General features: G+C 55.2%; 12 protein-coding genes. 6 read left to right on the top strand and 6 right to left on the bottom strand.

Annotated features, from left to right (window positions below):
- Window positions 1-88 precede the first annotated feature (88 nt).
- Together BLV11_RS17960 and BLV11_RS17965 are read left to right on the top strand one after the other, a co-directional pair.
- Window positions 89-526 (top strand): MarR family transcriptional regulator, encoded by a 438-nt coding sequence (locus BLV11_RS17960; RefSeq protein WP_091817880.1) that lies wholly within the window; start codon window positions 89-91, stop codon window positions 524-526.
- A gap of 216 nt (window positions 527-742) precedes the next feature.
- The gene (locus BLV11_RS17965) at window positions 743-1,231 is read left to right on the top strand and encodes a MipA/OmpV family protein (protein ID WP_227716183.1); all 489 of its coding nucleotides are present in this window, start codon (window positions 743-745) and stop codon (window positions 1,229-1,231) included.
- 115 nt (window positions 1,232-1,346) lie between these two features.
- Here BLV11_RS17965 and BLV11_RS17970 read toward each other — a convergent pair whose 3' ends face one another.
- Genes BLV11_RS17970 through BLV11_RS17990 form a run of 5 tightly spaced genes read right to left on the bottom strand, consistent with a single transcriptional unit; the run spans window position 1,347 to window position 7,334 of the window.
- A complete protein-coding gene (locus BLV11_RS17970; RefSeq protein WP_091817884.1) occupies window positions 1,347-4,382 on the bottom strand; it encodes an efflux RND transporter permease subunit in 3,036 nt (1,011 codons plus the stop codon).
- Window positions 4,379-5,431 (bottom strand): efflux RND transporter periplasmic adaptor subunit, encoded by a 1,053-nt coding sequence (locus BLV11_RS17975; RefSeq protein ID WP_091817893.1) that lies wholly within the window; start codon window positions 5,429-5,431, stop codon window positions 4,379-4,381. The genes BLV11_RS17970 and BLV11_RS17975 overlap by 4 nt, the downstream gene beginning before the upstream one ends.
- Before the next feature lie 37 nt (window positions 5,432-5,468).
- On the bottom strand, window positions 5,469-6,371 hold the full coding sequence (locus BLV11_RS17980; protein ID WP_091817887.1) for an alpha/beta fold hydrolase: 903 nt from the start codon (window positions 6,369-6,371) through the stop codon (window positions 5,469-5,471).
- On the bottom strand, window positions 6,361-6,852 hold the full coding sequence (locus tag BLV11_RS17985) for a PaaI family thioesterase (protein WP_022988828.1): 492 nt from the start codon (window positions 6,850-6,852) through the stop codon (window positions 6,361-6,363). Before BLV11_RS17985 ends, BLV11_RS17980 begins: the two co-directional genes overlap by 11 nt.
- The gene (locus tag BLV11_RS17990; RefSeq protein WP_022988827.1) at window positions 6,849-7,334 is read right to left on the bottom strand and encodes a PaaI family thioesterase; all 486 of its coding nucleotides are present in this window, start codon (window positions 7,332-7,334) and stop codon (window positions 6,849-6,851) included. The genes BLV11_RS17985 and BLV11_RS17990 overlap by 4 nt, the downstream gene beginning before the upstream one ends.
- Window positions 7,335-7,592: 258 nt before the next feature.
- On the opposite strand from BLV11_RS17990, the gene BLV11_RS17995 reads away from it, so the two are divergent.
- Window positions 7,593-8,207 carry a TetR/AcrR family transcriptional regulator gene (locus tag BLV11_RS17995; RefSeq protein WP_011784139.1) on the top strand — a complete coding sequence of 205 codons (615 nt, stop codon included), beginning with the start codon at window positions 7,593-7,595 and terminating at the stop codon, window positions 8,205-8,207.
- Between the two features lie 41 nt (window positions 8,208-8,248).
- Here the strand turns inward: BLV11_RS17995 and cypR are convergent, their stop codons facing one another.
- A complete protein-coding gene (gene cypR / locus BLV11_RS18000) occupies window positions 8,249-9,319 on the bottom strand; it encodes a transcriptional regulator CypR (protein ID WP_228285755.1) in 1,071 nt (356 codons plus the stop codon).
- A gap of 51 nt (window positions 9,320-9,370) precedes the next feature.
- Between cypR and BLV11_RS18005 the strand changes: the two genes are divergently transcribed.
- From BLV11_RS18005 to BLV11_RS18015, 3 genes are all read left to right on the top strand, one after another.
- A complete protein-coding gene (locus BLV11_RS18005; protein ID WP_319802629.1) occupies window positions 9,371-9,769 on the top strand; it encodes a 2Fe-2S iron-sulfur cluster-binding protein in 399 nt (132 codons plus the stop codon).
- A gap of 14 nt (window positions 9,770-9,783) precedes the next feature.
- Window positions 9,784-11,196 carry a cytochrome P450 gene (locus BLV11_RS18010; protein WP_022988824.1) on the top strand — a complete coding sequence of 471 codons (1,413 nt, stop codon included), beginning with the start codon at window positions 9,784-9,786 and terminating at the stop codon, window positions 11,194-11,196.
- Window positions 11,197-11,269: 73 nt separating this feature from the next.
- Window positions 11,270-12,520 (top strand): NAD(P)/FAD-dependent oxidoreductase, encoded by a 1,251-nt coding sequence (locus tag BLV11_RS18015; RefSeq protein WP_091817890.1) that lies wholly within the window; start codon window positions 11,270-11,272, stop codon window positions 12,518-12,520.
- Window positions 12,521-13,094: the final 574 nt, after the last annotated feature.

Here is a 13,094-nt window from a genome sequence, read left to right on the forward strand (position 1 = left end):
GATCGATTATTGATCAGTCACGGCCGCCAATGAGCGGTAATGGCGGTAACCCGCACAGTCTGCGAGACTTGCTGGGGACCTATGAGAAATCCGGGCTAGAGATCAGTTTCCTTTCGCCAATGCCCGGGTAGCAAGGCGCTGGCGCAAGTTATTGGATGAGCGCCTGAAAGACCTGGGGGTTACCCAGGCTCGTTGGTTCACCATGGTTTGCCTACAGCGTGGTGGTGGAGGATTGACCCAGCGGGAGTTAGCCCATTTGATGACCATCGAAAATCCGACATTGGTCCGCCTGCTTGATAGCCTCGAGGAGCAGGGTCTGATTGAACGCCGGCCCTGTAAGCGTGATCGGCGCGCCAGGCTGCTGTATCTTACCCATGCCGATGAGCGCTTTATGAGCGATCTGAATGAGCGGGCGAATGTGTTGCGAGAGGAGATGCTGAAAGGCATTGAAAATACCGACCTGGAAGTCGCCCTGCGTGTTTTTGAGCGGGTTATGGAAAATTCCGCCAACCTCAAAAATTCCTGAACCCGAGACATTTTTCAAACGCAAGCGACAAGATTAGAACGGGAGCGTTCCGCAAATTCCACCGGCGCAGGACAATTCCATCATGGATGGCTGTCAATCATTAATTGTGTTACGTTTAGTTTATACTGAACAGATTGAACAAATTGTGCGGGCAGCCGTCTCATCATTTCTGGCCGGCCACCAAAAAGTCGCCGTAGCGGAAGGTATGTCAGCATTCTGGGGCGCGACAATGATGAGGATCTTGAACGCCTGGACAAGATTGATGGCGGCGCGATCGCCGGCTTGCGCGTTGCTTACAATCACGACGCATGGTTGTACAGCGCAGCCGTCCAATCTCCCTTCACCGGCGATGTCGATGGCTATCAGGTGGTGCTTAAGGCACGATGGCGGAACCAGTTCAGCGATCAATGGTTTGCCTCCCTGGGGCCGAACCTGACCTACAGCAGTGATGACTGGACAGACGATAGGTTTGGTATTTCCGATACGGAAAGTGCCCGCTCCGGCTTGGCCTCCTATAGCCCTGATGGCTATGCCCGGTATGGCCTGACAGGCAGTTTGACCTATTCGTTGTCTGCGCAATGGTCGGTCACCGCGACCGCCGGGGTGTCACAATTAACCGGCGATGCAGAGGATAGCCCGATTGTCAGTGATATCGGGGAGGCTACCCAAGCCTACACTGGTGTTTTTATGAGTTACCGATTCTGAATGTCTCCGGGGACCGGGGCAATTCATTTCACGGGAAGGGGCAAGTAACCCCTGAATTTCCCGGTTCTGGCTTCGTCGGCTATGTAAGGATTACTTCGGAGCTCAAACACCTGGCTCACTTTTGCTCTAACCGAAACCAGAGTGCGTAAAGCGCTGGAACAAACAGTAGGGTGATCAGAGTGCCGACTGCTACGCCCCCTATAAGCACATAAGCGAGCGGCCCCCAGAAAAGGTCAAAGGTCAGAGGTACAAACGCCAGAACGGCCGCCAGGGCAGTGAGTACCACGGGGCGGGCGCGTTGGACGGCTGCCTCGACCACGGCTTCCCGGGCAGCCATCCCAGTTGTGAAGTTGTCCTGCACCTGCTGCGTCAGAATCATGGTGTTTCGCATCAGGATACCGCCCAGGCCAATGAGCCCCAACAACGCGGTAAAGCCAAAAGGTTGATTAAACAACAGCAAAGCCAGCACAGCGCCAATGAGTCCCAATGGCGCGGTGGCCAGAACGGTCAAGGTGCCGATAAATGAACGCATCTGAAGCATGATGAAAATCAGCATCAACGCCAACATCACCGGTTGTAAAGTCTGAATGGAGGCGTTGGCCTTGGCGGATTGCTCCACCGTACCGCCAATTTCAATACGATAACCGTCCGGTAACCGTTCACGCAGGCCTGCCATCGTACTCCAGATCTCTTTGGTGACATCCGGTGGCTGGGCGCCTTCCACATCCGCCTGAACGGCCAGGAAGGGGGCGCGGTTGTAACGCTTTATAACCGGTTCCTCATAACGAACCTGCCACTGCCCCAGTTGTTTTACGGAGAGTTTGCGGCCGTCGCGGGTTTTGATTTCAAGATCTTCGGGCATCATGATTTCACCGCGGGCATTACGCGCCACCAGTTGAACGCTCCTTATGCCCTGGCGTAACTCGGTAACGGCCACGCCGCGAAGCTGGAACTGGAGTTGCCGTGCAACCTCTGCCGGGGTCAGGCCCATCCAGCCCAGGTTTTCCGGGTCCAACTCAAGATAGAGCGTGGGCACACGCTCATCCCATTCGAGGTGCGGCATGACGATGTTCGGATGCCCGGTCATGAGAGTCCGAATCTGGTGCGCGATCTCTCTGAGTTGATCGGGTTCCGGACCCAACACTCGAAAACTGACCGGCCAGGCCACCGGCGGGCCGTACAGCAAACGCGTTACACGCACTCTCGCCTCAGGAAACTCACCCGCCGCGATTTTGGCCTCCAGCGTCGAGATGATGTGATCGCGCCCTTCAACGTCCTGCCCGATGGCAATCAACTTGGCAAACGCCGGGTCCGGCTGCTCGGGGTTTGCCGATACGAAGAATCGGGGTGCACCGGCACCGATGTAAGCGGACAGGCTTTTAACCTCCGGCATGTCCATCAATATCGCTTCGAGGCGTCTGACGCTTTGATCCGTGGTGGCAATAGCGCTCCCCTGCGGAGCATAGACACTGATCAGAACCTCGGGGCGATCAGAACTGGGAAAAAACTGCTTCTGTACCTGGGTTGCCATACCGAAAGCACTGAGAGCCAGTAAACCCACTGTGAGAAAAACGACGGTTTTTCGGTACCTTACACACGCTGCAATCACCCCACGCAACCGCTGATAAAAAGCGCTTTGGTAAAGGTCCTGGCCAGTATGCCCGATGTAATCGGGCAATAGCTTGACGCCCAGATAAGGCGTAAAGGTGACCGCCACCCCCCAGGAAATCAGCAACGCAAAAGCCAGCACCCAGAAGATGTTACCGGTGTATTCCCCGACACCCGACTGAGCAAAGCCGATGGGGACAAAACCGGCCACTGTTACTAGCGTTCCAGACAGCATGGGCGCGGCTGTGACGCTCCAGGCATGACTGGCTGCCCGTACCCGGTCCCAGCCACTCTCCATCTTCACAATCATCATTTCAATGGCGATGATCGCATCGTCCACTAACAGGCCCAGCGCGATAATCAACGCGCCCAGGGTGATGCGGTCCAGGTTAATGCCCGCTATTTTCATCAATAAAAAGGTCAGCCCGAGAGTAACGGGAATCGCAATGCCCACCACTAAACCCGCACGCAGGCCGATCGCCAGAATACTGACGCCCATTACGACGACCAATGCCACCAGAAACTTGACCTGAAAAAGATCAACGGCCTGAGTGATGGCCTCAGCCTGGTTGGTCAGGGTCTGTATTGACATCCCCAGGGGCAGCCTGGCCTGTTCAGTGCTGACAAACTTACTGAGCCGTTCACCAAACTCCAGGCCATTTTCGCCCGCCTCCATGACGACGCCCAGGAGGATCGCATCCTCACCGCTGGAACGGACGATGTAGTTCAACGGATCTTCATAGCCCAAACGCACCTCGGCCAGATCAGACGCGGTGATAACTTGGTCTCCGATACGCAGAGGTACTGAGGCGAGGCGCTCAAGGTCAGACAGGTCAATGTTGCTGCGGACATAAACCCGCGGGCCGGCAAGATCAACAAAGCCCAGAGGCTCAAGGCGATTGTTGGCCTCTATCGCCTGCAACACTTCTTCTGCCGACAAGCCGAGATTGTTGAGCCGGTCCTGATCAAACTCGAGATACACCCGCTCAGGACGCTCAGCCAGGATCTGTGCCTTTTGCAAGCCGGGAAGCAGTTGCAGGCGATCTCGTATCTCTTCTGCCTCGCGGGTCAGTTCACGCATTGGCATTCCCGGTGCTGTGACGGCCATCAGGGAGAAATACACGTCTGAGAAATCATCGTTAACGATGGGGCCGATGACACCACGGGGGAGATTGAGGCTTTCATCGGACATGCGCTTGCGAACCTGATAGTAGAGATCGGGCATTTTTTCACTGGGCGTATAATCCTGGAATCGGATAAGCATGGTGGCCTGTCCGGGCCGAATGGTGGTTTCAACAGTGTCGAAATACGCCACTTCCTGGATTTGCTTTTCCAGACGATCCGCCACCTGATTCCGTAGCACCTCGGGGGTTGCTCCCGGCCAAACCACAGAGACCACCATCGACCGCACGGTGAACGCAGGGTCTTCCGCCCGACCAAGGGATGAGAACGCGTAGAAGCCCGCAACAACGGACATCAAAAGAAAAAAGAGAGTGACCGAACGCTCGCGCACTGCCAGTGCGGAAAGATTAGGCAAGCTCATTGAGCCAGCTCCCGCACCGCCATGCCAGGCGTGAGCAGGTGTGTCCCTAATGCGACGATCGGCGTAGTCGCGTTGATGTTGGCCCGGATCTGCGCATACTCCTCACCCAAATCGATAACCTCGACCGCAAGGGGGGTCACCATGCCGTCGGAGACCAACCAGACCTGCGGCGTTTCTCCTCTCTCATCAAGGGCACCCAGCGGTACACGATGGCTGGCCGTGGTTTGTTTCTGCATCAGCCGGACACTCACCACTGAACCAAGCGTTAAAGACGAAGGGTAGGGCCCCTCCAGGCTGTATCGGGCACGCCAGCTCCGGCTTCTGGCGTCGGCAGCCCCGGCAATCTCTCTCAGATTCACCGCAAGCTGTTCGCCATTGGGTAAAGGAACATAACCTTGCCGGGGCGGGTTGCTGCCCTGAGGTAAAAAGACCTCGACTTCCAGGGATTGATCTTCAGCCAGAACGGCAAGGGTTTGACCGACACCCACAACCTGGCCGGGCTCAACGATGACCTCGGTGATCACGCCTGCATTGGCGGCTTTTAGTTCCGCATATCCCAGAGCATTCTGAGCCTGCTGATTTCGTGCAGAAGCCGTTTCCACCTGGCTGCGTGCTTCACGCTCCGCCAGTTCAAGGCGTTGCAGGGTTTGTTCGCTGACAAACTGACGTCCTACCAGTTCCCGCTGTCGCTGGAGCTCATTAGTGGCAATGGCCAGGGCCGCTTCTGCACGCCTCAGATCTGCGGCGGCCCCCTCCGCGGTTGCGATAAGGTCTCGTGAATCGAGTTTGAACAGTAAGTCGCCTTTTTCCACGCGCTGACCGGGATCGATGAAACGTTGTTGAATCCGGCCGGCGATCTGAAAGGCCTGGGGAACTTCGTGGCGGCCTCGCAGGGTTCCTGAAAACCTCTGAGATGTTGGACCTGCCTCCTTCAATTCCACTGTTTTTACCCAGGGAACAGGGGGGCGGGCCTCTGGAGGCGTTTCCGCGGACTGCTGACAACCTGACAGAATGAGCAGCGAGATAAACAGGGTCAGCAGAAAGCGCATGGCAGATGTCTCGATCGGCAAGATTAAGGTGTGGATATCAGTTCTCGCGGCATCCAGTTAAAGCTAGTTGCAGGATGGCATCGCGAACGGTGTCCTTCTGTTCCATAGGCAGGAAATGGGTCGTGCCTTCAAGAATCCTTATGTCAGCCGAAGGCAGCAGGGCCTTCAGGCGTTTTTGTGCCTTTGGTGAGAAGGTTGACCCGCGTTCCGCCGCCAGTGCTATAACCGGGCACCGCAACTGACGAATACCGGGCCAGGGGTTGTGTTCGGTATGGGCAAAGGTGGTGCTCTCCCACTCGGGCGCACACGCCAATTGAACTTGGTCACCCTGCGGCACGAAGGCGTGTTGGACGTAGGCGTTCAGCCATGCTTCGGGCCAGGTCTTGAAGCCACCGCGGCCACGATAGTTTTCTAGCGCAGCAGCGTGCGACTGGAATACTCTGCGCCGACGTGCGGCTCCTGCGGCCAGTGACAACCGTTGTGACTGACGTAACAGCTTCGTCAACCACAACTTCAGACCCTGCATCGGGTCCATGATCACCGGTTCCGCCAGAATCAGACCCAGCACTTTATCAGGCCGCCGGGCAGCGGCCATGATGCTGGTGGTGGCACCAATGGAATGGCCGGCAAGCCAGACCGGCTCGTCCAGGCATTCCAGCAGAGCGATCAGGTCGCGATAATAGATTTCCCAGCCCCGGAATGTCGACAGGTTGGCTGCACCAACGCTGGCCCCGTGTCCTCGCATGTCCCAGGCAAGGACATTGAAGTCCGTGGCGAGCTCGTCAAGCAGTGGATGGTACAGGCGGCCATGGAAACCCGTGGCATGTGCCCAGTGCAGCGTGGGGCGCGCTTTGGATTGCGGCCAGCGCCACAGTGCGATATCGGCGCCATCCGTCGCCCGGAATTCGTCGCGTTCAGGTGTGTTGTGCTTAATGTCCATGACGGTCTTCTTGTTGGGCGGCCATTGTCGGGAGCAATAACTGAACCTGACCAGTGGCGATCGGTTTTTTATCATCGCCTTGCCAGCAGGTCACCTGGACCAGGCTGGTGCGCCTGCCTTGCCGAATAATGTCGGCCCTGGCGAACGTCGATCGGGCCTTCGCGGAGCGGAGGTAATTGATGTGGCTGTCGAGAATGCGCGGGCAACGTGTCTCTGCATCCTGGCTTTGCGCAGCCACCCGCGCGGTGAGTTCGATCAGGGCTCCAAGCACGCCGCCATGGAGGGCTGGTAGCATGAAGTTGCCAATCAGCGCTTCACGACACGGCAAATGAACCAATACGCCTGCATCACCGCGCTGAACCTCAAGCCCGAGGTGCTGTGCATAGGGAATGCGCTCCAGAAGAGCCTGCCAGTCAGCACATTCTTTCGCACTTTCCGCAGTGCCTGAGATTTGTGGGGCCGAATCGCCAGTCGTGCTCATGCGCTCTCCTTTCCTCGTCCACCTGCATGCAATTGCTGTCCCTGGGTGTTACGCATGAAGGTGGCGTTTGCCGTCGCTAGTAACTCGCGATTTCCCTCGCTAAGGATGTCACAATGAATAAACGCGACATCGTCCGATAAATGACGACAGGTGGCCACCGCTGACAGGGCCCGGTCGCCGATGGCAGGCCGCAAATAATCCATGCGCAGATCCAGAGTGGCAATGGGCATCAACTCCAGGGCACCCGCGAATACCGCCAAGCCTCCGGCGGAGTCTGCCAGCGAGTAAAGTACGCTGGTGCAGATTTCTTTTGTATCCTTATGGGCGAACATCCATGACTGCGGGGTTAGCCGCATACAGACCTGGCCCTGGTCTACCGAGACAACTTGCATGCCCAGATCCCTGCCGTGAGGAACCTGTTCGGTGAACTGCCACGCCGTCGTCACAGCGTCACTGTGCTGAAGTTTGTTCAGATCGTTCATCAGATCCGCTCAGTCTGACATGCATTTCGCGCAGGGGCGGAAGTGTAGAGGACCAGTGGATTGTCATAGGTCATTGCCATGGCGTTCTCTTGTGAGTAGCATTGTTTCCAAAGTTTGGTTGGTCAACCAACCAAAAGTCAACACTTTGTTAATCCAAATGGCACGGCACCGGTGTAATGGCGTACGATCAGTGAAACGAATCGAATGATGGCTGCTCTGATGATTAATAAACGGGATTGCTCAGGAGGTGTTTAAGCCATGGTTGACAGACAGATTACCCCTGCAAGCAAACTAGGCGATCAGGGTAATGTTTTGTCTAACGCCGCCCGGCTGTTTCGTGAGAAAGGTTTTGAAAGGACATCTCTTAAGGAGATTGCAGAAGCCTGCAATATGCTGCCCGGAAGTCTGTATTATCGTTACAGCAGCAAGGAAGCGCTGCTCGTTGAGCTGATGCGTCGGGGAGTAGACCTGGTTACAACAGAGGTTGAAACCGCGTACGCCAGCTCGGACGATCCCGTGGAACGATTGCGTCTTTGTATCAACGCACATTTGCACGCCCTGCTGGTTGATTCGGATACGGTTTACGTACTTTTGTTTGAGTGGCGTTCACTGAGCGCGGAGGCCCGCGGGGACATCATCGCTTTGCGTGACCAGTATGAATCCCTTTGGGCCGAGATCATCGAAACGATGATTGAGCAAGGCGTGATTCGGAAGGATGTCAATGCTCGCCTGCTTCGCCTAATCGGCCTCGGGGCGCTCAACTGGGTCGCAACCTGGTTTGATCCGAAAGGTGTCTATACACTCGACGGCATTGGTGATTTTGTCTGGAACGTCATCATGGATGGTGTAATCAGGAAAAGTGTACGAACATAGGCACTGGCTCCCCAAGCGTAATTAGCGCCGGTTTATGTTTGTTAATCACGTGTATAGATGGTGTGTGATCTGACGTTTAGCCTGAATTGCTCAGGTGGCTGGCCAAACCAGCGTTTGAAGGCGCGTCTGAAATTGGCACTGTCGTGATAATTCATCAACGCAGCAATGGCCTCGATTGACAGTTCGCTGTCACGCAGGTACAGCGCTGCCTGCTGAGACAGAATCTCGTCACGGATTTTTCGAAAATTGCTGCCTTCATAGCTGAGTTTACGCGACAGGGTGCGTTTGCTGATGAACAGAGAGGCAGCCGCTTCCTCTTCATTGAGCGTTCCCGGCGGCCGGGACAACATCATCTTCTTCAGCCGGGTCTGGTAGCTTGGCTTATCGGACTGAAGTTGCGCAAGCATGGCTTCACACTGTCGCATGGCCAGATGATAGTTTTCATGATTGGCAGAGGCGTTTGGTTCCCGACACAAGGCCATCGGCAAGCTGAGTTTTAATTGGCTGCAATCAAAGTGAATCTGCCCGGACAAAAAGTCCGAATACGTTGCGTGATACTCGGGTTTCGGATGGGCAAAGCATACTTCAGCCTCGCGCAAAGGGCGGCCAACCATGAACTCGCCGAATTCGAAAAGTGCCTTGAGCATCGCATCCGACAGGCAACGCTGTATGTCATCGTCTAATGGCCCCAGGTACTGCAGAATACATTCCAAACGCTCACCGACTTGCTGCAAGTGCAACTGGATGAAGCTCGCGCGCGTGGGCAGGAATGTCCGAATCGCGTGTAGAGCAGTGAGGAGGTCGGGGCTGCTGTAAGCCACGAACCCCATTGCTCCGTGGGTTGCCGGAGTCATTCGTTTACCCAGCCTTAACCCAAATTCTGGCTGGCCGGACAGATCCATTGCATTACGCAGGATCTGTATCTGCTGAGCCACAGTAAGCAGTCCGTCCTCGCTCAAAAATTGCGTCACCCCAAGTCCAGTGCCCCGCAGCAGACGCGGAAGTTGTCTGGCTGTCAGATTCAGCTCACGTGCAACTAGCCGTGAGTAATTCGATGGAATATCCGGACCGGGACTTTGCAACTCCTCCATTTTCTTCCGCGCCACCATCATTGATACCCCCCTTCCTAAAGTTTCGCCATTTTGTCTTCAAATGACCCCTGCTTGTCAAGAAATGACCTGAAAAATATGCTGGCAGACAGGCAATATCTGTCAATCATCAATGCTGGTAGGAGAACAACATTGGGCAAAGTTACGTTTATCGAACATGATCAAACTGAACATGTCGCAGAATTCAAAGCTGGTTCCTCGGTAATGCAAATCGCTGTTGATAGCGCCATTCCCGGTATCGACGGGGATTGTGGGGGGGAGTGCGCCTGCGGTACCTGCCACGTTATCGTCACGAACGAATGGTTCAGCAAGACAGGCACGCCTGGCAATGAGGAAGAACAAATGCTGTCAATGACACCGGAGCGGGCGAGCACTTCGCGCCTGGGCTGCCAGGTGGTACTGACTGATGAAATGGACGGCATGACCGTGCATTTACCCGAGTTCCAGATGTGAACACAGGAGGACGCATGCCAACACTGCCCAGAACATTTGACGACATTCAGTCCCGACTGATTAACGCCACCTCCAGGGTGGTGCCGATGCAGAGGCAAATTCAGGGACTGAAATTCTTAATGAGCGCCAAGAGGAAGACCTTCGGCCCACGCCGACCGATGCCCGAATTCGTTGAAACACCCATCCCGGACGTTAACACGCTGGCCCTTGAGGACATCGATGTCAGCAATCCGTTTTTATACCGGCAGGGTCAGTGGCGCGCCTATTTCAAACGGTTGCGTGATGAGGCGCCGGTCCATTACCAGAAGAACAGCCCTTTCGGCCCCTTCTGGTCGGTAACTCGGTTTGAAGACATCCTGTTCGTGGATAAGAGTCACGACCTGTTTTCCGCCGAGCCGCAAATCATTCTCGGTGACCCTCCGGAGGGGCTGTCGGTGGAAATGTTCATAGCGATGGATCCGCCGAAACACGATGTGCAGCGCAGCTCGGTGCAGGGAGTAGTGGCACCGAAAAACCTGAAGGAGATGGAGGGGCTGATCCGATCACGCACCGGTGATGTGCTTGACAGCCTGCCTCTGGACAAGCCCTTTAACTGGGTACCTGCTGTTTCCAAGGAACTCACAGGCCGCATGCTGGCGACGCTTCTGGATTTCCCTTACGAGGAACGCCACAAGCTGGTTGAGTGGTCGGACAGAATGGCAGGTGCAGCATCGGCCACCGGCGGGGAGTTTGCCGATGAAAATGCCATGTTTGACGACGCGGCAGACATGGCCCGGTCTTTCTCCAGGCTTTGGCGGGACAAGGAGGCGCGCCGCGCAGCAGGCGAGGAGCCCGGTTTCGATTTGATCAGCCTGTTGCAGAGCAACAAAGAAACGAAAGACCTGATCAATCGGCCGATGGAGTTTATCGGTAATTTGACGCTGCTCATAGTCGGCGGAAACGATACGACGCGCAACTCGATGAGTGGTGGCCTGGTGGCCATGAACGAATTCCCCAGGGAATTTGAAAAATTGAAGGCAAAACCGGAGTTGATTCCGAACATGGTGTCGGAAATCATCCGCTGGCAAACGCCGCTGGCCTATATGCGCCGAATCGCCAAGCAGGATGTCGAACTGGGCGGCCAGACCATCAAGAAGGGTGATCGAGTTGTCATGTGGTACGCGTCGGGTAACCGGGACGAGCGCAAATTTGACAACCCCGATCAGTTCATCATTGATCGCAAGGACGCACGAAACCACATGTCGTTCGGCTATGGGGTTCACCGTTGCATGGGCAACCGTCTGGCTGAACTGCAACTGCGCATCCTCTGGGAAGAAATACTCAAGCGTTTTGACAACATCGAAGTCGTCGAAGAGCCCGAGCGGGTGCAGTCCAACTTCGTGCGGGGCTATTCCAGGTTGATGGTCAAACTGACACCGAACAGTTAATTAACCGATTGACCAGGATGGCATCCGAACGTGTGGAGAATCCAATCCCAGGGCACAGCGAAAGAGATAGCCTATGGTAAGCAAACGTAAAGAGAGGACGGTCATTGTTGGCGGTGGGCACGCAGCAGGTGCCCTCCTGACAGCCTTACTCCAAAAAAAATATCAACATGAGGTCGTTCTGGTGGGGAATGAACCTCATCCGCCCTACCAACGACCGCCGCTGTCCAAGAATTACCTGACAGGAGATGTTGATCAGGAGTCGCTGTACCTGAAACCGCGCTCGGTATACGAGAACGCAGGCCATCAGTTGCGGCTCGGTGTGCGCGTCGAACAAATTGATCGGGACAGTAGCACCATCAGCTTGTCGGATCAGAGCAGGCTGCAATACGATCGACTGGTCCTGGCCACCGGGTCACACCTTCGACACCTGAACGCGCCCGGGGCTGACTTAAATGGCATTCATTACCTGCACGACATAGCTGATTCAGAGGTACTGCGTGAACAGTTAGTTGCTGGAAAGCGCCTGGTCGTCGTGGGTGGTGGTTACATCGGCCTTGAGGTGGCGGCCAGTGCCAACAAAAAAGGTGTTAATGTCACGGTGCTGGAAGCCGCCGAGCGCCTTATGCAGCGCGTTACGGGCCCGGAAATATCAGCGTTCTTTTACGACAAACACCGCGGCGCCGGCGTGGACGTACGTCTGAACACAGCGGTAACCGGCTTCGAGGAGGGCGATCAGGGGCATGTGGCTGGCGTGACGTTGGCGGACGGAGGCACCGTACCGGCCGACATCGTCCTTGTGTCGATTGGCGTTATCCCGGAAACCGCTCTGGCTAAGGGCGCCGGCCTGCCCTGTGATAACGGTATTATTGTTGACGAATTTACCCGTACCGAGGACCCCGCCATCTTGGCGATCGGTGACTGCACCCGGCACCGGAATCTTTTCTTCGAGAAGATGCAACGGCTCGAGTCTGTCGCCAATGCTGTCGATCAGGCTCGTACAGCCGCAGCAACCCTGATGGGTGAGGAGAAACCCTATGATAGCGTTCCATGGTTCTGGTCAAACCAGTACGATGTTCGTCTGCAGATGGTAGGATTGTCGCAAAATCATGATCAGCGAGTGGTTCGCGGCAGCCCCGAGGATAAAGGATTTGCCGTGTTCTATCTCCGCGAAGGCTGTGTTATTGCTGTTGACGCGGTCAACCTGCCCCTTGCTTTTTTGGTAGGCAAGACACTCGTTCAACAACGCAGAACGATCAACCCGGAACTACTAGAGGATCCGGATACTGAACTGAAATCTTTGGTGAACGGAAGGCTCCAGAGTTGAAGGCAATATGTTGCGTGGCAACCGAAGCAGCCAGTCACCGGAGTGAGCCAATAAATATGAACTTGATCCTCTTAACAATAAAAGGTTGTGACTTTCCGCGACCGCTATGGGTTGAGGTGTATATCACTGAATCTTGGTTAAATCACACCAAGCACTTAATGTTTTCGGCCTCTTCTCTTGGAAGTGTCACTGTTGAAGCCGTTGGAAAGTGGCATCCAAGAACGGGCTACTCAGAGTTCAAACTGCAGGCAGTCTGTAAATCAAACAGAGTGAGATTCAGGCTTGTTGGAGATGTAAATGGGAGGCGGGTTCTGACATCCGGTATTGATATCAGGACACTTGACCAATTGAATCAAAGGTACGGCGCTAGTGAAACAGTTTTTTATAGCAAGGACGTACCAGTGCTGATGGCAATCTATTACTCAACTAAACGGTTAGAGGTTTTTAAATAACGTTTGCTTGGCAAGCCCCCGATATCCTAGCCCGGATTTCTCATGAGGGGATAAAAGAAAGCGGCTGAAAGTGCTATAGTTTCAGGACCTTACACCGTTCACCAAGCACCAACAGCCGCTAT

Origin of the sequence: Marinobacter mobilis (assembly GCF_900106945.1) — a bacterium.
GTDB lineage: Bacteria > Pseudomonadota > Gammaproteobacteria > Pseudomonadales > Oleiphilaceae > Marinobacter > Marinobacter mobilis.

Coding starts and splice junctions, on each gene's coding strand:
- BLV11_RS17970 (WP_091817884.1), bottom strand. CDS start 4,382: ATGAGCTTGCCTAATCTTTCCGCACTGGCAGTGCGCGAGCGTTCGGTC.
- BLV11_RS17975 (WP_091817893.1), bottom strand. CDS start 5,431: ATGCGCTTTCTGCTGACCCTGTTTATCTCGCTGCTCATTCTGTCAGGT.
- BLV11_RS17980 (WP_091817887.1), bottom strand. CDS start 6,371: ATGGACATTAAGCACAACACACCTGAACGCGACGAATTCCGGGCGACG.
- BLV11_RS17985 (WP_022988828.1), bottom strand. CDS start 6,852: ATGAGCACGACTGGCGATTCGGCCCCACAAATCTCAGGCACTGCGGAA.
- BLV11_RS17990 (WP_022988827.1), bottom strand. CDS start 7,334: ATGAACGATCTGAACAAACTTCAGCACAGTGACGCTGTGACGACGGCG.
- BLV11_RS17995 (WP_011784139.1), top strand. CDS start 7,593: ATGGTTGACAGACAGATTACCCCTGCAAGCAAACTAGGCGATCAGGGT.
- cypR (WP_228285755.1), bottom strand. CDS start 9,319: ATGATGGTGGCGCGGAAGAAAATGGAGGAGTTGCAAAGTCCCGGTCCG.
- BLV11_RS18010 (WP_022988824.1), top strand. CDS start 9,784: ATGCCAACACTGCCCAGAACATTTGACGACATTCAGTCCCGACTGATT.
- BLV11_RS18015 (WP_091817890.1), top strand. CDS start 11,270: ATGGTAAGCAAACGTAAAGAGAGGACGGTCATTGTTGGCGGTGGGCAC.